At 56.0% G+C, this 20,568-nt stretch carries 8 protein-coding genes and 1 pseudogene; 8 read left to right on the top strand and 1 reads right to left on the bottom strand.

The annotated features are described in order from the left end of the window. The first annotated feature begins 91 nt into the window (after positions 1-91). From Q8O69_RS02340 to Q8O69_RS02315, 6 genes and pseudogenes are all read left to right on the top strand, one after another. Entirely contained in the window at positions 92-967 is an 876-nt protein-coding gene (locus Q8O69_RS02340; protein WP_305589299.1) for a peptidylprolyl isomerase, read from the top strand. 103 nt (positions 968-1,070) lie between these two features. Continuing rightward, a complete protein-coding gene (locus Q8O69_RS02335; RefSeq protein ID WP_305589298.1) occupies positions 1,071-1,817 on the top strand; it encodes a hypothetical protein in 747 nt (248 codons plus the stop codon). Between the two features lie 82 nt (positions 1,818-1,899). Continuing rightward, positions 1,900-2,829: pseudogene (locus Q8O69_RS22020) on the top strand (hypothetical protein); the annotation flags it as partial. Positions 2,830-3,105: 276 nt separating this feature from the next. Further along, on the top strand, positions 3,106-9,354 hold the full coding sequence (locus tag Q8O69_RS02325) for a thrombospondin type 3 repeat-containing protein (protein WP_305589295.1): 6,249 nt from the start codon (positions 3,106-3,108) through the stop codon (positions 9,352-9,354). 24 nt (positions 9,355-9,378) lie between these two features. Next, positions 9,379-15,594, top strand: a complete 6,216-nt coding sequence (locus Q8O69_RS02320; protein ID WP_305589294.1) for a hypothetical protein — start codon at positions 9,379-9,381, stop codon at positions 15,592-15,594. Next, the gene (locus Q8O69_RS02315) at positions 15,594-16,943 is read left to right on the top strand and encodes a hypothetical protein (protein ID WP_305589293.1); all 1,350 of its coding nucleotides are present in this window, start codon (positions 15,594-15,596) and stop codon (positions 16,941-16,943) included. Before Q8O69_RS02320 ends, Q8O69_RS02315 begins: the two co-directional genes overlap by 1 nt. Positions 16,944-16,966: 23 nt before the next feature. On the opposite strand, the gene lepB is transcribed toward Q8O69_RS02315, so the two are convergent. Next, on the bottom strand, positions 16,967-17,695 hold the full coding sequence (gene lepB, locus Q8O69_RS02310) for a signal peptidase I (protein ID WP_305589292.1): 729 nt from the start codon (positions 17,693-17,695) through the stop codon (positions 16,967-16,969). Between the two features lie 106 nt (positions 17,696-17,801). Here lepB and gspE point away from each other — a divergent pair, with 106 nt between their 5' ends. Then, positions 17,802-19,316, top strand: a complete 1,515-nt coding sequence (gene gspE / locus Q8O69_RS02305) for a type II secretion system ATPase GspE (protein ID WP_305589291.1) — start codon at positions 17,802-17,804, stop codon at positions 19,314-19,316. Between the two features lie 13 nt (positions 19,317-19,329). Beyond that, positions 19,330-20,547: a GspF family T2SS innner membrane protein variant XcpS gene (gene xcpS, locus Q8O69_RS02300; RefSeq protein ID WP_305589290.1), complete on the top strand. Its 1,218-nt coding sequence runs from the start codon at positions 19,330-19,332 to the stop codon at positions 20,545-20,547. Positions 20,548-20,568 lie beyond the last annotated feature (21 nt).

Below are 20,568 nucleotides of genomic sequence, written 5' to 3'. Positions count from 1 at the left end.
TTTGTGAGGTGGGTCGCGGTGTGTTTCGCGATTCTTCGGTATATCGCACGCCGCGATAAAAGGAATTAGATCTAATTAAGGTGGAGATTGAATGATGCAGTACCAGCGCCTCGCTTTGGCGACTTCCCTGTTGGCCGTTATGTTGGTCGGTTGCGACTCTTCCGGTGAATCTATTGCCAAGGTGAACGGCAAGTCGGTTACTCAGGAGCGATTTGACGCCTATTTGAAGTTCAAGCGCGTGCCAACGCAGAACAATCAGTGGGTCAGCCGTGAACTGGATGAGTATCTGGAACGCGAGGGTTTGGCTGGGCAGATTGAGGAGCAGGGGTTGTTACCTGTTGAGCAGATCGAGACCGAGGTGGCCGAGTTCCGCAAGCAGATGCTGATCAGCCGATATTTCGAAGAGTTCCTGCGTGAGCGGGTGACCGATGAAGCAGTACGTAATTTCTACGCTACTAATCCTGATCAATTCCAGGCAAAGAAAATCCATGTGGCGCACATTCTGTTGCGTACCAACCAGGCCATGAGTGAGGCCGAGCGTCAGGCATTGCTGACCAAGGCTCAGGAAGTCTATTCCCGGGCTAACTCTCAAGAAGATTTTGCCGCACTAGCCGAGGAATACTCCGAGGATCAACTTTCTGCGAAGCAGGCGGGTAACCTCGGCTGGCTGCAAGAAGGCGCCATCGATCCGACCTTTAGTAACAAGGTGTTCGCCATGAAGGCGGGTGAATTGTCCGAACCACTGGTAACGCCGTTTGGTTTCCATGTAGTCAAGGTCATTGAGGGCCCGCAGGTAATCAAGCAACCATTCGAAGCTGTTAGTGGCGATATCCGTTATCGCCTGCGCCAGGAAGCCAAGCAGGCCGAACTCGACCGTCTCAAGCAAGCGGCGAAAATCGAGCGGAAAGCCCCTGCCGAAACCGAAGAAGCCGCGGCGCAGAGTGAAGACGATCATGCTGCCAGTTAAGCTCCTTAGCTGCTTGTTCGTAGGCCTGTTCCTTGCGGGCTGCGAAGACGAAAGTCGTCAGGCTCTGGAAAATGTTCCAGTCGAGCCCTCCGCGACGTTGGTCATGGTTGACGATAGCGTTATCACTCGCGCCCAACTGGAGTTGACCATCGAGCGTACGCTCGGCGAGTCGGCGCCGTTGTTCGCCACTGAGGAAGTGGAGCGCAAGATTCTTGAGAGCCTGGTCAGTAGCCGGGCCATGGCATTGTTGGCCGAACGCGAACTGGATGCATCCGAACGTGCGCAGCTCGATCTCAAGGCGCAGGCCTATCGCGAAGAGCTATTGGTTCGGCATTACCTGCAAGCGCATGCCACACCTGAGCCGGTAACCACCGAGCAGGTTGTGGACTATTACGATCGCCACCCCGCCGAGTTCGGCGGTGGTGTGGAGAGAAGCTTCGAGACTATCTCCAGCGATCAGGGGCTGGAGGAGCCTATGCGCGCCGAGTTGATCACGTTGCTAAGTGGGCCACTGGTTCGGGGAGGCGACTGGAAGGCTCTAGCGGCGACCTGGCGCAATGCTGGCAAACCGCTTGAGTACCGACAGAACCGCCTCAAGCCAGAAATGTTGGAACAACCGTTGCGAGGTTTGGTCGAGTCGACGCTGGTAGGCGATATCGCCCCGCTGCTCGTCGATGGTCAGGTGTTGTTGCTACGTGTAACTGGCGAGCAACGTTTGCCCGCCAAGCCATTGGGCGAAGTCAGCGGGACCATACGCGAGAAGTTGGCGCCGCAGGCGCTCAAACAGGCGGTTAAAAGCCTCAGTACCAAGGCTTTGCAGGAAGTGAAAGTGCAATATAGCTCGCACTAGACGAGCGTATCACCCGTGGCCAGATGAAACTGGCGATTAAAGGAAGTGGCAGGGCAGCCTGTATTTAAGCGGACGGAAAGCTATGGGAATGCGGGGGGAGGACAGGCGCCGCCAGTTTATGGTAGGACTGGTTTGGTTGCTTTGCGTATGCACTGGCTTTGCGCAAGCGGCGGACTCATGCCGGGCTGTATTCAGTGGCGGCTTGCAGACTCATGGTGGGGGGGGGGTTACCTTCCAGTGGGGCGGGCAGTTATTTGGCAATCCGAGCACTCTGATTGATACCGTCCGTGTCCAAAACCCCTGGGGCGCTCCCAGCTGCGGCACACAGAACTGTCAGGCTAGCGGCTGGGAGGCTGCAGGACTGGGAGCCCTTACATTTCCATCCGTGACCACACAGCATGACCTCCGCGTGAACTACCTCGGTGCCGGTGAGGCGGGTGGTGGTGAGCTCAACCGCTACCGCAATATCGAGGCGGATGCCGGTTCCACGCTCAGTTTCAACACACGCCATCAAGCCTATTACATCCAGCGCCTAAGCATCGCATACGGTGCAAAGGTTACACTTGCACCCGGTCGCTATTGGATTGGCCAACTGGATATGGCATCCAATAGCCAGCTACGGGTTGCAGGCGGAACCGCAAAGCTGATGGTGGCAAATTCCGTCACCTTACCGTTCCAGGCCCGGATCAATGATATTGAGGGTGGCTCGGGGCAGGCCGAGGCGCTGCAGCTGTTTATCCGAGGCAACCTTACACAAGACTCGTCCAGCACCATCAACGCACTCACCTATGTTGAGGGCGACTACCGTGCTGCTTTTGCCGCTCGCTTAAGTGGTGCATTGAATGCCCGCACCGTCGACCTTGGCACTGCGGCCCGAGTCGAAACGAGCATGGCAGCTATAGGTGCTCTTGGCTGGAACACGCAATGCCAGGAGCGTGGAGATCTGGATGGTGATGGCATCCTCGATTTGTTCGACGAAGATACCGATGGTGATGGCTTCGATGACGAGCGTGAGCGGGTAGCCGGAAGTGATCCGCGTAATGCGCAAAGTGTTCCCGCGATAGCCCCACCTCCTGTGCAGCCGAATCTTTGCGTGGCGGCCTTTGCGAAAGGGCTGCAGGTCCATGGCAACGATGGCCGCATCAGTTTTGCCTTCAATGCCCAGTTACGCGATGCCCCCTCTGCATACCTACCGGCGACACGGGTCGACAATAGTTTTGCATCCACAGCCCGTAGTTGTACTACGCAAGACTGCCAGGCCACATTCCAGCGGGCAGCCGTACCGACGATGTCGGCCTTCCTGAAAACCACCGACAGTTTTCGTCAGGACGTATCTTATGCTGGCAGCGCTGTGCTCAATGGCAGTCGTAAAGAGTGGGCGCGCCTGAGTGTTGGTGGGATGGCGAGCGTACGCTTTAGCGCTTCGGGGGTTTATCGCCTCCGGGAACTCGAGGTGGGCTATCGCGGTACGCTGGAACTAGCACCGGGAGATTACTGGGTTGAGAAGCTCACCCTAGGCAGCGAGGCTCGTGTACTGCCGATTGGCAATGGAACGGTGCGTTTGCATGTATTGGGCAACCTCGAGCTGCCGTGGCAGGCGCGGATTAATGCCAGCGGCTACGAACAGCCAGGCGATGCATCACGAATGCTGGTGCTTGTCGAAGGCAATGTAACCCTCGCATCCAGCACGACGCTGGCTGGCTTCGTTTATGCCCGCGGTAATCTGACTCAGCAATATGGCTCGCTGCTTTATGGCGGTGCAGTGGCGCGCAATGTGTCTCTGGAAACCCAGGCGCGCGCGCACCACAATCCGATCGCTTTGGCCAAGGTGGATTTCGGTCAGTTGTGCGACCTCGATGGCGATGGTATCGGCGACAGTCAGGATCCGGACCGTGATGGTGATGGCATCTCCAATGACTATGAAGAACAAGTTGGTACTGATCCCGATGACCCGGCCAGCGTGCCTATGGATCAGGATGGCGATGGAATTCCAGATGTGCTGGATGATGACCGTGACGGCGACGGAGTGGTCAACGATGCCGATGCCTTCCCCAATGATCCGACTGAATCCAAAGACCTCGACGGCGACGGTATTGGTGACAACAAAGACCTAGATCGCGACGGCGACGGTATCTCTAACGATTACGAAATTCAGCTGGGGACAGACCCCAGTGATAAAAACAGCGTGCCGGAAGACCTAGATCGCGATGGTATCCCCGATGCCCTGGATAGCGATATTGATGGCGATGGCGTGGACAACGATGCTGATGCCTTTCCTCGCGACCCTGGCGAAAGCAAAGATCTTGACGGTGACGGCATTGGTGACAACACCGATCCTGATCGCGATGGCGATGGTATCTCTAACGACTACGAAATTCAGCTGGGCACTAATCCTGACGACAAAACCAGCGTGCCTGCGGACCTAGATAAAGATGGTATTCCAGACATGCTTGACCTTGACCGTGACGGCGACGGTGTGGCCAACGATGTTGATGCATTCCCCAATGATCCTCGCGAATGGAAAGACCTCGACGGCGATGGTGTCGGTGATAACGCTGATACCGACCGTGATGGCGACGGTATTTCTAACGATTATGAAGTTCAGGTCGGCACAGATCCCGACGACAAAAATAGCGTGCCTGACGATTTGGATAATGACGGCATCCCTGACAGCCTCGATAACGACATCGACGGCGACGGCGTGCTCAATGAGGTGGATGCCTTCCCCCGCGACCCAACTGAATCGAAGGATCTGGACAGCGATGGCATTGGCGATAACGCTGATACCGACCGCGATGGCGACGGCATCTCTAACGATTACGAAGTTCAACTGGGTACTGATCCCGACGACAAGACCAGCGTGCCTACCGATCTGGATAAAGACGGTATTCCGGATGCGTTAGACGATGACCGTGACGGTGATGGTGTAGCCAACGGCGTTGATGCCTTCCCCGATGACCCGACCGAGTCAAAGGATTTGGACGGTGATGGTATTGGCGATAACGCGGATGCCGACCGTGATGGTGACGGCATTTCCAACGATGATGAAGTTCTGGCCGGCACCGATCCCGACGACAAAAACAGCGTGCCAGACGATCTGGATAATGACGGCATCCCTGACGGCCTCGATAACGACATCGACGGCGACGGCGTGCTCAATGAGGCGGATGCCTTCCCCCGCGACCCAACTGAATCGAATGATCTAGATAATGATGGCATTGGCGATAACGCTGATCCCGACCGCGATGGTGACGGCATTTCCAACGATTACGAAATTCAGCTGGGTACTGATCCAGACGACAAGACCAGCGTGCCTACCGATCTGGATAAAGACGGCATTCCAGATGCGCTGGACGATGATCGTGACGGCGACGGCGTAGCAAACAACATTGATGCCTTCCCGGATGATCCAACCGAGTCAAAGGATTTGGATGGCGATGGTATTGGCGATAACGCCGACCTCGACCGCGATGGTGACGGTATTTCCAACGACTATGAAACCCAGGCGGGCACAGACCCGGATGACAAAGACAGCGTACCGACGGATAGCGACAAAGATGGTATTCCCGACAGCCTGGACGATGACCGCGATGGCGACGGCGTACTCAACCCGGACGACGAGTTTCCAGACAACCCAGCCGAGTCGAAAGATCAGGACGGCGATGGCATTGGCGATAACGCCGATCCCGACCGCGATGGCGACGGCATCTCCAACGATTACGAAATTCAGCTGGGGACTGATCCAGACGACAAGACCAGCGTGCCTACCGATCTGGATAAAGACGGCATTCCAGACGCGTTAGACGATGATCGCGATGGCGATGGCGTGGCCAACCATCTCGACGCGCTGCCCGATGATCCAACCGAGTCCAAGGATTTGGATGGCGATGGCATTGGCGATAACGCCGACCTCGACCGCGATGGCGACGGTATTTCTAACGACTATGAAACCCAGGTCGGCACAGACCCCGACGACAAAAGCAGTGTGCCTGACGATCTGGATAATGACGGCATCCCTGACAGCCTCGATAACGACATCGACGGAGACGGCGTGCTCAACGAGGCGGATGCCTTTCCTCGCGACCCAACTGAATCGAAGGATCTGGATAACGATGGCATTGGCGATAACGCTGATACCGACCGCGATGGCGACGGTATCTCCAACGACTACGAAATTCAGCTGGGCACTGATCCAGACGACAAAACCAGTGTGCCTACCGATCTGGATAAAGATGGTATTCCGGATGCGTTAGACGATGACCGTGACGGCGACGGCGTAGCAAACAACATTGATGTCTTCCCGGATGACCCCACCGAGTCAAAAGATTTGGATGGCGATGGTATTGGCGATAACGCTGATGCTGACCGTGATGGCGACGGCGTTTCTAACGATTATGAAGTTCAGGTCGGCACAGATCCCGACGACAAGAACAGCGTGCCTGACGACCTGGATAATGACGGCATCCCTGACAGCCTCGATAACGACATCGACGGAGACGGCGTCCTTAATGAGGCGGATGCTTTCCCCCGTGACCCAACTGAGTCGAAGGATCTGGACAACGATGGCATTGGCGATAACGCTGATACCGACCGCGATGGTGACGGCATCTCCAACGATCACGAAACTCAGCTGGGCACTGATCCAGACGACAAGACCAGCGTGCCTACCGATTTGGATAAAGATGGCACCCCGGACGCGTTAGACGATGATCGCGATGGCGACGGTGTAGCCAATGATCAAGACGTTTTCCCCGACGATGCGACGGAAAGCAGAGACCTGGATGGCGACGGCATTGGCGATAACACCGATCCGGATCGCGATGGCGATGGCGTCAGCAATGAGGAAGAAATAGCCGCTGGCACTAACCCTGATGATGCCAACGATTTCCCTGATCGCGTGGCGCCGGATGTCAGTATCGACGGGCCGGAACTTATCAGCGTCAATGAAGACAGTGTGAACCTGAGTGGCAGCGTCAGCGACAGTGGCTCCGGTGTGGATCGCCTGGAGTTCAGCTCAGACCGCTTCCCAGGCGCGCGTTTTGCCGTGAGCGTGCAAGCGGCGCAGTGGACGGCGAGCGTACCCTTGCTTGAAGGCACCAACCTGCTGACCCTGACGGCCTTCGACAAAGCCGGCAACGCGGCGCAGCGCACCCGTAGAGTGGAACGTCAGCCGTTGGCCAGCGATATCGGCCTGAGCATCAGTTATCCGCAGCCGGGTGCTGTTTTGACCGATGCCACTCTGGTGGTGCGTGGCTTGCTGCACAGTGACCAGCCGGCCCAGCGTATGGAGGTCTTGGTCAACGGTCAGGCCGCTGCCCTTTCGCCTACCGCACAGGTTACCGAGTTCAACTTCCAGTCCACTGCTCTTAACTTGCAGCCGGGGCCTAACACGCTGTCGATTCAGGCTTGGGTAGAGCAGCGCAGCGTTCAACGTAGTGTGCAGGTCACTTACCGGCCGCCGCAGACCAGCTTCGCCCCGCCGCGCTTCGACAATCTATCGCCCGCTAATGGCAGCCTGTTGCCGGGCAATAGCTTTCAACTCAGTGGTCAGGTATTTGCCGAGGCCGGCCTGCAGTTGATTACGCTCAATGGCCGTAGTCTGAACTTGCGTGCCCCCGGCACTCAGTTGCTGGATCTGCGTGAAGCCCTGAGTATTCCTGCCGGCCAATCGTCGTTCAGTGTCGAGCTGATCGCTCGTGATAACAGCGGCCAGGAAACGCGCCAGAGTCTTAGCTGGCAGCTGGACCAACAAGCGCCGCAAATCATCCTCGACACGCAGCTACTGGAGCTGCCCGCGCAGAATCGTGTGAGCGAGCAGCCTTACTCGATCAAAGGCAGTGTGCGTGAAAACAACCTCGCCAGCTTCCAGATCAATGGCCAGGATGTCGCCCTGCAACCGGGTACTCAGACTGGCGAATTTCGCTTTGTCACTCAGGTCGCTTTGCCGCTCGGCAAGCCGGTCAGCCTAACCCTGGAGGCCCGCGACCAGGCTGGCAATCAAGCACGGCGCGAGTACAGCCTGGAGCTGTCCGGGCAAGCCGCGATCAACTGGGTGCTACCGACCGAGGGCACCGAACTGCTCAATCTCGGCGAGCCTATCAGGCTGCAAGTGGCAGCGCGTATCGAGGACCTCAGTGGCCAGCTATTCCCGCGCGCGTTGTTGCTCTCTGCCGCTGGTGATGTCCTGTCTGACGCGGGCTTGCAGGGTGATACCACGCTGAAGAGCGCGACCCTGCAAATCCCTCCGCAAAGTGGCCAATACCGCCTGCTTGCCGTGTTGCAGGATGGTAATCAGCAAGTCGTGGCCCAGAGCAATCGAAGCATCACGGTGGTGACGCAGGAGCAGGTACCGATTGCCTTGGAGCGTATCTCGCCGAATAACGCCGCGAAGAACGTCGATCCTAACGACTTCATAACCCTTTACTTCAATCAGGCCATTGATCCGGCCAAGTTAGAACTTAAGGTCTTTGAAAGTGCAAACGGTAAAACCTACGTGGATATGGACCCGCTAGGCGTAAACCCACTGGAGGCCAAAGGTTATCAATTGGTGGATGTAAACCGCAGCTATGAACCGGTGCCGGGCGAGCTATCGCTGCTGCCTGGTAATCAGGTCGTCGCCTTCTACCCAGTCCGTGATGTGGCTTATGCCGCCGAAGTATCGGTTGAGGTGCGCTACGACGGTCAGGAGCTGCAACGCATCCGCTACCAAACCCGAGCTCTGCCAACTTTGATCAGCGGCGCGGTGTTTGACCAGTTACAGCAGCCCGTGCCCAACCTGGAGGTTCGCCTTGTTGAGTTGGGGCGCAGTAGCCGCACCAACCGGGATGGCGCGTTCAACTTCGGCTTTGGTGACTCTGCGCAGGAGAACATTGCTGGCGGCAACTATCGGCTGGAGGTGAACCCGGGGCAGGCCAATCGCAACTACGGTAGTGAGCGCAAGGCGGTTGCCATTCAGGGCGGTCGTAGTAATGAGCTGGGGCGTTTTCAGTTAGCGCAGCTGAACAGCAACCTGCCTTACAGCGTTCTGCAAGGCGGTCAGGCGTTCAGTCTGCTGCAAGGCGAGCTGAAGCTCGATTTGACTCAGGCCAGCCTGCAGTTCCCCGACGGAACCCAGGCCGGTGACGTGCACGCGCAGATCCTCGAGTTCTCCCAGTTACCCTACCCGGTTGAGCCTCTGGCCTTGCCTTACTGGATGTACAGTTTGCAGCCTGGTGGGATTGCTGTAGACGGTGAGATCAGTGTCGATCTGGCTGCCCTGAAGTTGGGCGACAGCTACGCCTACTTACCGGATAACGATGACTACGTGGTGATGGTTGGCTTCGACCCGCAGGCTAAGCGCATCGTGCCCGTGGGTGTCGGGCAGGTGAGCAATTACCGGGTGCACAGCCGCGGTGTATTGGCGCTGCAAACCCTCGACCTGATTGGTTTTGCCCTGGTCGGCGGCGAAGCCCAGCCCGCACTCAAAGCCTATGCAGAGGGGCAGCTCAATCTGCGTCAACTGCAAAGCGAATTGAACCGTTTGAACAATAGCCAATAGCGCCAGCTCAGGGATGCTTGATAGATGGACATGCTGCTTTTCTTTCGCACCATATGGCGCAGCTTCTGCCACACACTAGGGCGTCGTAGTGCCGCCAGCCTGATAGCGGTTTTGCTGGTCGGCTGGAGCAGCGCCGCCAATGCTCTCTGGGCGCTGGGTATGGTGCCTGGCGTATATATCCCGCAGATCTACTACAAGCATGGCGCGGTCTATACCCGGGCCATTGTCTTGAGCCCGGCGGGCAATCCGTACTACGTTGAGTACGACAACAGTGGCAATGAAGGCCGTGAGATCGCCGAGAAAACGGGTCAGTACGAGCGCGCGCAAATCATGGCGGGGGCTTATTACCGCAGCCTGCTTCAGCGCCTGGCCGATACCAAAGAGCGTTACCCCGAGCACGAAGAAATGACTGCAGCGGCTTATCGCGGCAGCACCTTTAAAACCGCCGGTGGCGAAAGTATCCAGAAACCCTCGATATCTCCCACTGCGCTGACCGTTCTGGTGCGCGCGCAGAACAACCGCTACCTCAAGGATGGCTCCGATCTACTGTTGCTCGAGCTGCCAATAAAATCCGGCGTGCAGCCGTCAGCGTCGAGCAAATCGCTGTTGGTTTCCGAAGCTGGGGACATTCTGCACCAGACAGCCAACACCATCGCATTTCGTGTGGGCTTCTTCGGCAAAGACGGCAAGGTTGAGACCAATAAGCGTCGTGATCATGGCAGCGAAATCTACGGCAAGATGCCCAGTGTTCCTGTGACCCTCGGGGGGCATATCACCGGTGGTTACGCCATCACCGATGCGGACGGCAACTACAGCATGCATTACTTCCTGCCGTCGTGCCCCGGATTCACCTTCGAGTACACCACCCCGGTCTACCTGGAGTTGTATTACTCGCGCTTCAATCCACGCGGCAACTCGATGATGCCCTATTACTTGGTGCGTCAGGACTACGACTTTTGTAACGGCCTGAGTGCGATTAGCATGCTGGCTACGCTGGCCATGACGACCAGCGCAACATTCGTAAAACCGAAATTCGATTTCCCTGTCGATCTGATGGTAATTGATGGTGCCGCCGCCTTTGCCAATGTGAAACTGGACGCCAAAACAGCCTACAACCCGCAGGCCAGTGACTACGCCAAAACTATCCAAGAAGCCTACGACTTCGATGGCGATGAAAAGCCAGAAATCATCGTGCCGGGCAAGAAAGTCAAAAAAACCATCGACGGCAAAGAGCGTGAAGTTTTCGTCGAAACCGCAGTCGCAGAGGCCGAACTGCAAGGCATCTACCTGTCCAGCCGGCATAGTGCAAAACCAGCCAGCACAGAAGACACAGCGCCTGACTTCACCCGCCTGATCGATACCAAAGCTGATTTCAAGGACCGAGGCCTGCTGCAGAGCATCAGCAAGGACGACCTGCGCGACACCGATATCTATGTATTCCGCGAATCCACCGGACAGCTGGTAGCTGAGCGCCGTGGTCTGCACGAGAGCGAGTTGTATAAGACCTTCTCCGGCGTCGACGATAAGCAAGGTAGCTTCCGCTTCACCATCCAACTGCGAGGTTCGGCGGAAAATACCTACGCCCTGTCAGGCCGCAGCGGTGAAGCCAATTTCAACAAGTGGCAAAGCGCCGGTGGCTTTACCGAAGAGTTTCAAAAGCGCACCGCCAACCACCTAAAGTCTGGGGAGCAGGTGCGCATCATCGCCATCAACCGTCCCACCGGCTATATGGGCAGCACACGAATCAATCTCAATGCCTCGTTAAACGGCAACATGATCGACCTCAATCAGGCCCGCATCCAGCTCACCCCGCCCAATCTGAAAATCTGGGCCGAGCGCAAGAACAAGATCGAACAGGGCATGACCCGCGGCGAAGAGAAGAAGCAGCTGATCGGCAACGAAGGTGCTGGTCTCGGCAGCGATATCAGCATTGCCATCTACAGTGACTGGCGCGACCAGGACGGCGGCCCCCTGCCCGAAGCCTTGGCTGACTACGGTTACACCGGCCGCCTGGCCAAAATCGTTGCCGCCAACCAACTCGCCCCCGTAGGCGCCAACAACCTCTCGCAATTCAAGATCAAACCTGGCCAACAGGTGCAGATCATCCAACTGCCGGAAAAGGTTCTGGCCAAACAACACCTCTACCTGCAAGTGGCCGGGCAGCCGGAAAACCGCAACCCGGATTTCGCCACCGGCAATGGCGAGGGCATCCTCAAATACCGGCCGTCTAAATACGTACCGGTACAAGTCCCGCTGCACGACGAACAAGCCAGCGAAATCGCCCGCCAGGCTTATCGCAAAGCCGATAAGGAAAAGCCCGAGCTGAACCTGAAGAAGCCGGAGCCGATGTATAGCTGGCAGTATCGGCCGGAGATGCAATTTAGTTTGTATGAGCTTACCGTCGACTCGATAAAAAGAACTGAATACGACAGTTCTTTGGGACAGAAGATAGATCTGGATAAACCGGCCCTCTCGGCAACTGACAAGCTGGTTGAATTCGTTTATAGCCTCTTACAAAGTGAATTCACACAACTCACCCCAATCGATATGGCGGGTGAACGGGAAATGATACTGGCTGTGGGCGAGCAAGAGACCAAGGTTAAGATCGGTACGAACCAAAGTATCACATTCGACAATATCGACCATCTTACGGCGTTGGACGTGGATGATTTTCTAAGTATCCGTCTTTATGCGAATAACGATGTTGGCAATATTCTGTGGGAATGGGCATTCGACCATATGCTGGTTATCCCGTTACCACTGCCGAATGGCGACACAATCAAAATAACCGCAGATACCGCCGCGGAAGGTTTTCAATCCGTAGAGGGGTTGGTATTACGGCCAAAAGGCAAGGAAGCCACAAGCCCTTATACAATAGGCTGGTCTGTCCAAGGCAACGCCACCCCTTCGAGCACTGGTGAAACCAATACAACGGGGTATTTCTCCACTGCGCTGAAACTGCCGACCACGGCCAAACAGAAAGTTAGCGTTACGGCCCATTTCAAGGAGCCCTATGACCTTAAGGCCCCGTCAGCGACTTACGAGATTATTCCCGGTAAACCCTATGAGATCACCCATGTATCTTCCGGCAAAACGGTAATCGGTGGGCTAGGGGGGGTCGAACTGGAACTAACCTTTAAAGATCGCTTTGGGAACTTGGTTGAAGATGGAACGATCATAGGTATTAATGCCGCCGATATGCGCGTCGAAGGAAATTTTGCGACCGTTAACGGCAAGATCAAGATCAAGGCGATTGGCGATACTTCCCCTGGCGCTAAAGAGCTAATCGTGAAGGCGGGCGATATAGAGAAGAGCATCCCAGTCACCGTCGAGGATGTTGCGTTGGTAATCGAGGCTCCTTCCAATCTGGTGGTAGGTGGGAGCGGGGAAGTTACGATCAAGGCGGAGTCGGCCTACGGAGATTTGACCGGGCTATCCCTTCAAGTCACCAGCCTACGGGGGGCGGTCGAGCAGGGCGACCTGAAGATCGAGGCCGGTAATATGGCCAAAACCCGTTTGAACGCTGGCAATTTCGAGGGCGCTGGCAAAGTCATCGCCCGAATCAACGACTCGCTCTATGACAAAGCTTTTTCCGTTAAAGCCCCGGCCAATGCATTGAGATTGTCTAACCGGCTCCTGGTCAGTAGTCGGATAGGCTCCCCCGATGGCACGGACGGCTTCAGTGCGGAAACGGACGTGCTGGTTCCTGGGGCAGAGGGCGAAACCGTCTCGATTGACCTGAAGGACTATCTCAAACCCAACCTATTACCATTGGCGTTCTGGGATTTGCAGACACCGGCCATTAATGGGCGCTTTGTCGATGATGAGTTCGGCCGTGAGCTAATAGCCAACAAGGCTCAGGTGCAAAGCATTGGTCTAGGAAAGAAAGACAAATTCATTGTTTTTGGCGAGACGGATAGCCGGTTGGCCTTGTCTTATGATGGTGCCTTCGCCCGAACCGACAATGTCGGTATCAGCTTCGCTTTCAGCGCCGATCCCGTCGCCTTCGGCCGTAAGTTGGTGGATCTTTCCGCCAGCGGTCTAAAGATCGAGTTAACCAGCATTGGTGAAGTCAAAGTAACTGCCCAGATGGAAAGTGGTACTCGCGAACTGACCACCGCTGCGGTTCAGTCCGGTGCCTGGCACCGTCTGGGCGTACATGTTGTCGAGCAGACCCTGATCGTTCAGCTTGATAAACAAATTCTTAAAGTGCCATTGGAGGAGCCGCTCAAAGGGCAGCAAGAACAATATGCACTGGTTATCGGCGAGGGTTTTCAGGGCCGCTTGAATGAGCTGGGTGTCTACGACTGGAGCCAAGCCCCCGTGCTGCGCCTCGCGAGTGGCAATGAGCAAGCGGATGCCACGGTCGGTGCGGATGGCATGGCCCGATTCCGGCTGATCTCCAACTTCAGCAACCTGATGGCGCTGAGGGAAACCCCCAACAAAGAGCTGCTCTCTCCCATTAGCCAAATTTTGATCGCCCATGCCGCGCCCGTGGACGATGCCGCTACCTGCAACCCAGTGATGACGGATGATTTGATCGGTTCGGCGGAGGCCTTCCTCAAGTTTGTCGTCGACTGCCAATTGCAAAAGAAAATCCGCCAAGCCGAAATCAAGGTCAAAACATCGAGTGGGGTGCTGGATACAGTCGTTGCTTATGCCGAACTGAGTACACTGAAGACCTTACGGACACAATTGAACGTTGCAGGGACTTCGGTCATTTATCTGTCGCAATGTATCGACGGCATCATAACCGGAAGCGTAGATAGCGCGGCCAGTACCATCTGTGACTTTGTAGCCAGCCTGTTACTGGTTGGCGATATTCGTGACTTCGTGATCCATGGGTATTACTTTTATACCGACAATACCGAGAAATTCGATCAGGCGACGTATGTGTTCGCGGGGCTAGGGATAGCCGGCACGCTGGCCGAGTTGACGGGGGTTGGGATTTCGGTCGATGCGGCACTGGCGGGCGGGAAGACGGCCGCCAAGGTCATGAAAGGTAGCAAGGTGTTGACTAACCTGGTCAGCTACCTCGATGCGAAAGTGCTGAATGGGTTGTCGGGCACGCGCACTGCGGCATTGAAAAAAGTAGTGCCCATCCTGCAAGTGGTGGCCTTTGCCGCATATGAGGGCGGCACTATAAAAGACTTCCTGGTTAAGGCCGTGGATAGCGTCGACGATTTCGATATATGGGTGGGTTACACCTACTGGATGATCGAAGAGGGTGCCATCAATGCCGTCACGGTGACGCAGAGCCCGGCGCTTGATCGTTACGTTGCTTTTTTTGTCGGTGCGGCCTATGCGGCTGGTATCGACGATATTCTGAAAAATACCTCGGTGGCAGCCTTCATAAAAGTTCTTAAAGAGGTGGAAGAAAAAACTCAACCCTTCAAATCCAAAAACAAAGTGGCGGCGCACTTCACTCAAGTCATCGGCTTTCTGGTGAAAGAGCGCGGCGGCAACCTCGATGAGTTGGCGAAGAAGTCGCCGGACTTGATGGCCCTGCTCGCAGTATACGCGCGCGGGGGGCAGGAGGGGCTGGCTGCCCTACGCCGAACGCCCTGCACCCCTTCTGATTGTTTTGGCGGGAAAAGTTTCAGTGAGTTTGTACAGGAGTTTTACAAATTAGAACTGAAATTCTCGAAAGGTGCCGATCCTCAGAACTATTCGGCGGTATTGGGGCAAATAGGCGCTTTCGTTAAGGACAGCTATGACCGTGCGCTGATTTTCGTTGCCCGAGGTGGTGCGGGCACGATCAGGGTTGCGTCGAAGAAGTTCACCCAGGAGGGCGACGAGCTTATTGGCTTTGAAATATCTCTGCCTGAGATTATGCAAAAGATTTTTGGCAAAAGAACTTACGATATCGTCGTCAAGCGCAATGCAATTACATACTTTGTCGAAGTGAAGTCCTGGAACAAGCATATCTCGCTGACGAGAATTAAGGAGTCCCTAAACTTCAGCAAAAAAACGGATGGTACGGATGGTGCGCCGGGGCAGTTGATGAAGGACTTGGCGACTTATTTGGGCCCTGGTGGAAACAAGAATATTCGTTGGGAATTTTCCGATGAAACGATTGACCGCTTAGCGCTGATAAATGAAGTTAAAGCGGAAATTATTAAAGAGGGAAAATTTCAGCAATATTTGTTGGGGAAAATTAAACCCGGGGGAGAGTTTGATGATATTAAAGATGCTGTAGATGAAGCTGTTAAAGTAATTTTGTCAGGAGTTCCCGGCTAATGATCATTTTTAGTTTTCCGCACGGTTATAATGGCGCGGAGGTTGGTGGGCTCGATTTTGTGGCCGATATTGGCTCGCTTATTGTTACCAGTGATAGTGTCAAGCTTGTAGCTCCATTGAATAATATCGATCTGGTGGCTGGTGAAGTTTCTGGCTCATTCCGGGTGTTGAGGTTAGCAAACAAGCTGTATCTAGCTTGTTATGGCGATGGAGAATTCAAATTTAAATCGAGTTCTTCGCCCGTCGCGTGTGAAAATTATCTGGTCGCCATAGAAGAAAACGAGTCATCTGATAAAGAAATTGTAGTAATAGACCCTGGTGGCGAAGAGCTCTATCGCGTACCTCATCAGTATCCGAAGCATCTGGGTGATCGCCATCTGGCGCTGGGTAGCGATAGTGAGTGGCGTATATTCAATATGAATGGTCAGGTTGTCTTTTCAATCATACGACCGGTAAGTGGCAATAATTGTGGTGTGGCGCGTTTTAGCAAACCGTTGTTCTTTTTCCCACTGAGTCCTGGGGAAGAATACGAGGTATACGACGTAGAGGGGGAGCGAGCAACTGGCGTGCGGCGCTTCAACGGAGTCATTCTGGCGGTGCAGGACCTGCCCGACGGCAGTGTATTGGTGGTGGACTTTGCCGGCATACAACGCTTTCAAGTCGTCGATGGCGAAATTGAGGTGTCGCCCGTGCTCACCTTCGAGGCGGCGCTAGATGAGGAAACCCGAGTCCTGACCTGGGTAGATAATCGGAATGCCTATCTAGCGTTTGATATCTATGAGGCGCAAAGTCTCTTATTGCTGCCGCTGAACGGCGAGCCGGCGCAAGGGCTCTCATTCCCCAATGAATGGCGAATCGATGGCGGAAATTATGGCTTTAAGGAGGGATTCAATATCCTGCCACTGGCTCGGCGTTTCCATACTTTCGACCGCGCGCAGTTGATCTGGACACCGGAAGAGACGCTTAGCCAGGGCTCGTTTCATTTGGATATTTCCGACAATATTGAAATCGAGCAGGCCGTTTCGGCCGTCAAGGGCAAGCATAGCTATTGTATTAGAGTGAAGGATAAGTCAGTCAATAAAGCCATCCGTTCTGCCGCCAGCGAATTGAGCCGGCTTATTCATGAAACCTGCGATCATCCGTTGGGATGGGAGGGTAACATTCTGGATAAGAAGTTCGACGGGCAATTCCGAGTGGAGATTTATTCAGCGGATAGACCCAGCGAGTTTGAACAGGGCTATCTAACCAAGTTTGTGGCGGAATTTCGTGAGGTTTTCTATTTCAAACCAGCCAAGAGCAAGGCGAGCTTAGCGGTTGAAGTGGTGTGGGGGAATTTGGAGAAGGCGTAGGCTGCTTTAAATCCATCGCCTTTTTAATGCACGCCAACCATTTTCCATTGCCAGTGTTGGCTCTCAGGCTGCCAAGTAACCAGCTTGAGACGAACCTTGCCGTTGATTTTGCCGAGGTCTATTCCGCCAATCCTCCGACTATCCATACTCAGTCGAGGATTGTCCCCTAAGACATATAGTCGATTATCTTGGATGCCGGAGTTTGTACCCGGCCAGTTGGCGCAGCGTTTGACGACCGCGAAATCGTCAGCCTGCTGGAATACCACGATATCGCCGGTGACAGGAGGGTGAGTAGAGTAGGCCCATGTATCAACCAGAATAAAATCGCCGGGATTTAGCGTTGGGGTCATTGATGGCGAAGGTACAAAGTACACTTGAATACCCAATAGGCTTTGTTTATTCGCCAGGCCAAGCCCAAGGCTGAGTATGCTCAGTAGGCTGAAGCCGAGTAAGCGAATAAGCCGTTCACGCATTTTCAATGTGGAAGGGGAGGAGGCCAGACCGTACCAGGCACTTCCTAGGCAGAGTAGGGGTACCGTGCATATCAGGGTTATCAAACCGATTGGGTGCAGAATCAGGCGTGTCAGCGTGAGGAAAGCTAGCAGCAAATAGAATACGGCTTGGAACGCCAAGGCTCCCTTGACAGACCCCAAATAAGCAAGCCCTGCGCCAGGAAGCAGTAGATTGAGCGATAAGCCAATTAGTCTGTGGGGCATGGATTTAGCTAAGCACTTGAGTGTTTGGATGTTCACAGTTTAGTCGTATCAGGCTCGGCGCTGCAGCCATACGCGCCCCATATAGTTACACTATGCGCCATCGTTCTGCCTTCATCCGCGTTTCCGCGCCACGGACCCTGCCATGCTTGCCCCCCCCTCCGATTTGATCGACGAGCCCAGCGGCGAGCTGGATGCGCGGCGTTTGCCCTTCGCCTTTGCCAAGCGCCATGGCGTGTTGCTGATGGCGACGGCCAATGGCGTGCACTTGGCTTACCGGCCGGGCACCTCGGTTACCGCCTTGGCGGAGGCGCAGCGTTTTGCCGGGCAGGTGCAGGAGATTGTGCCGCTGGAGTTGGAGGCCTTCGATCAGGCGCTTAGTGATGCCTATCAACATAACTCCTCGGCGGCGATGCAAATGGTCGAAGGCCTGGGCGATGAGTTGGATCTTGAGAGCCTGGCCGAGCGTCTGCCGGAAACCGAAGACCTGATGGAGCAGGAGGGTGATGCACCCATCATCCGCCTGATCAACGCCATCCTGTCCGAGGCGGTAAAGGAAAACGCCTCGGATATCCATGTGGAAACCTTCGAGAAGCGCCTGGTCGTGCGCTTTCGTATCGACGGCATCCTGCGCGAGGTGGTGCGCCCGCGTCGTGAGTTGGCCGGCTTGCTGGTCTCGCGGATCAAGGTAATGGCCAAGCTGGATATCGCCGAAAAGCGTATCCCCCAGGACGGGCGTATTTCCCTACGTTTGGCCGGCCGTGAGGTGGATATCCGCGTTTCCACCTTGCCGTCATCCAATGGCGAGCGAGTGGTGTTGCGTTTGCTCGATAAGCAAGCGGGGCGCTTGTCGCTTAAGCACTTGGGGATGTGCCGACGTGATATGGCATTGATGCAGGAAACCCTCAGCAAACCCCATGGCATCTTGCTGGTTACCGGCCCCACCGGTTCCGGTAAGACCACCACGCTGTACTCCAGCCTGGTCACCCTCAACGACGACACACGCAATATCCTCACAGTCGAAGACCCGATCGAATACAACCTCGAAGGTATCGGCCAGACCCAGGTCAATACCAAGGTCGATATGACCTTTGCCCGCGGCCTGCGCGCCATCCTGCGTCAGGACCCGGACGTGGTGATGGTCGGCGAAATCCGCGACAAGGACACTGCAGAGATTGCTGTACAGGCCTCGCTCACCGGCCACTTGGTGCTCTCGACGCTGCACACCAACAGTGCCATAGGCGCGGTGACGCGTTTGGTCGATATGGGTATCGAGCCTTTCCTGCTGTCCTCCTCGCTGTTGGGCGTATTGGCCCAGCGCCTGGTGCGTGTGCTTTGCCCCAGCTGCAAGGTGCCCTATTCGGCGGATCAGGCCGAATGCGTCCTGCTCGGCGTGGATCCGCAACAACCTCCCACGCTGTTTCATGCCAAGGGTTGCCCTGAATGCAAGCAGCTCGGCTACCGCGGCCGTACCGGCATCTACGAACTGGTGGTGTTCGATGACCACCTGCGCACCCTGATTCACAACGCGGCCTCCGAGCAGGACATGACCCGCCATGCCCGCACCCTCGGCCCGAACATCCGTGAGGATGGCCGGCGCAAGGTGCTGGAAGGGGCGACCACGGTTGAGGAAGTGCTGCGCGTGACTCGCGAAGAATGAGCGGGGAAGAATAATGGCCGCGTTCGAATACCTCGCCCTCGACGGCAAAGGTCGCCAGCAGAAAGGTGTGCTGGAAGCCGACAGCGCGCGCCAGGTGCGGCAGATTCTGCGCGAACGGCAACTGGCGCCACTGGATGTCAAAGCCACTCGTACCCGTGAAAATGCAGGCGCAGGCTCGCACTTCAGTTTTGCTCGCGGTATCTCGGCTCGCGATCTGGCGTTGATCACCCGGCAATTGGCGACCTTGGTGCAGGCTGCGCTGCCAATTGAGGAAGCCCTACGCGCAGCGGCGGCCCAGGCCAGTTCGCCGCGTATCCAAAGCATGTTGCTGGCCGTGCGCGCGCGGGTGCTGGAAGGTCATGACCTGGCCAGTAGTCTGAAAGAATTCCCCTCTGCTTTTCCCGAGCTGTACCGCGCCACCGTGGCGGCGGGCGAGCATGCCGGCCATCTCGGCCCGGTGCTGGAGCAGTTGGCCGATTACACCGAGCAACGACAGCAGTCTCGGCAGAAAATCCAGCTGGCGCTGCTCTATCCACTGATTCTGATGTGCGCGTCCTTGCTGATTGTCGGCTTCCTGCTCGGCTATGTGGTGCCGGATGTGGTGCGGGTGTTTGTCGACTCCGGACAAACCCTGCCGGCGTTGACCCGTGGCCTGATTGCCCTGAGTGATTGGGTCAAAGGCTGGGGCTGGCTGGCGGTGATTATCGCGATCCTGGGCGTGTTCGCCTTGCGTTGGGCGTTGCGTGATGATGCGGTCAAAGCGCGCTGGCACGGCTTTCTGTTACGCATCCCGCTGGTGGGGCGGTTGATTCGTGCCACTGACTGCGCACGGTTTGCTTCGACCCTGGCGATTCTGACCCGCAGCGGTGTACCGCTGGTGGAAGCCCTGGGCATCGGCGCACAGGTGATTGCCAATCGGGTAATCCGCGCCGATGTGGTGATTGCCGCGCAGAAAGTGCGCGAGGGCGGCAGCCTGACCCGCGCGCTGGAAGCCAGTGGGCAGTTTCCGCCGATGATGCTGCATATGATCGCCAGCGGTGAGCGCTCCGGTGAGCTGGATCAGATGCTGGCACGCACCGCGCGCAATCAGGAAAACGATCTGGGCGCCCAGGTGGCGCTGCTGGTGGGGCTGTTCGAGCCCTTTATGCTGGTCTTTATGGGGGCGGTGGTGCTGGTGATCGTACTGGCCATTCTGCTGCCGATTCTGTCTCTCAATCAGTTGGTGGGGTAAGCAGTGAACAAGCGTCAATCC

This window comes from Pseudomonas sp., assembly GCF_030690725.1.
Taxonomy (GTDB): Bacteria; Pseudomonadota; Gammaproteobacteria; order Pseudomonadales; family Pseudomonadaceae; genus Aquipseudomonas.
Note: the sequence above shows the minus strand (reverse complement) of the source record. Positions and strands in the feature narration are given on the sequence as shown.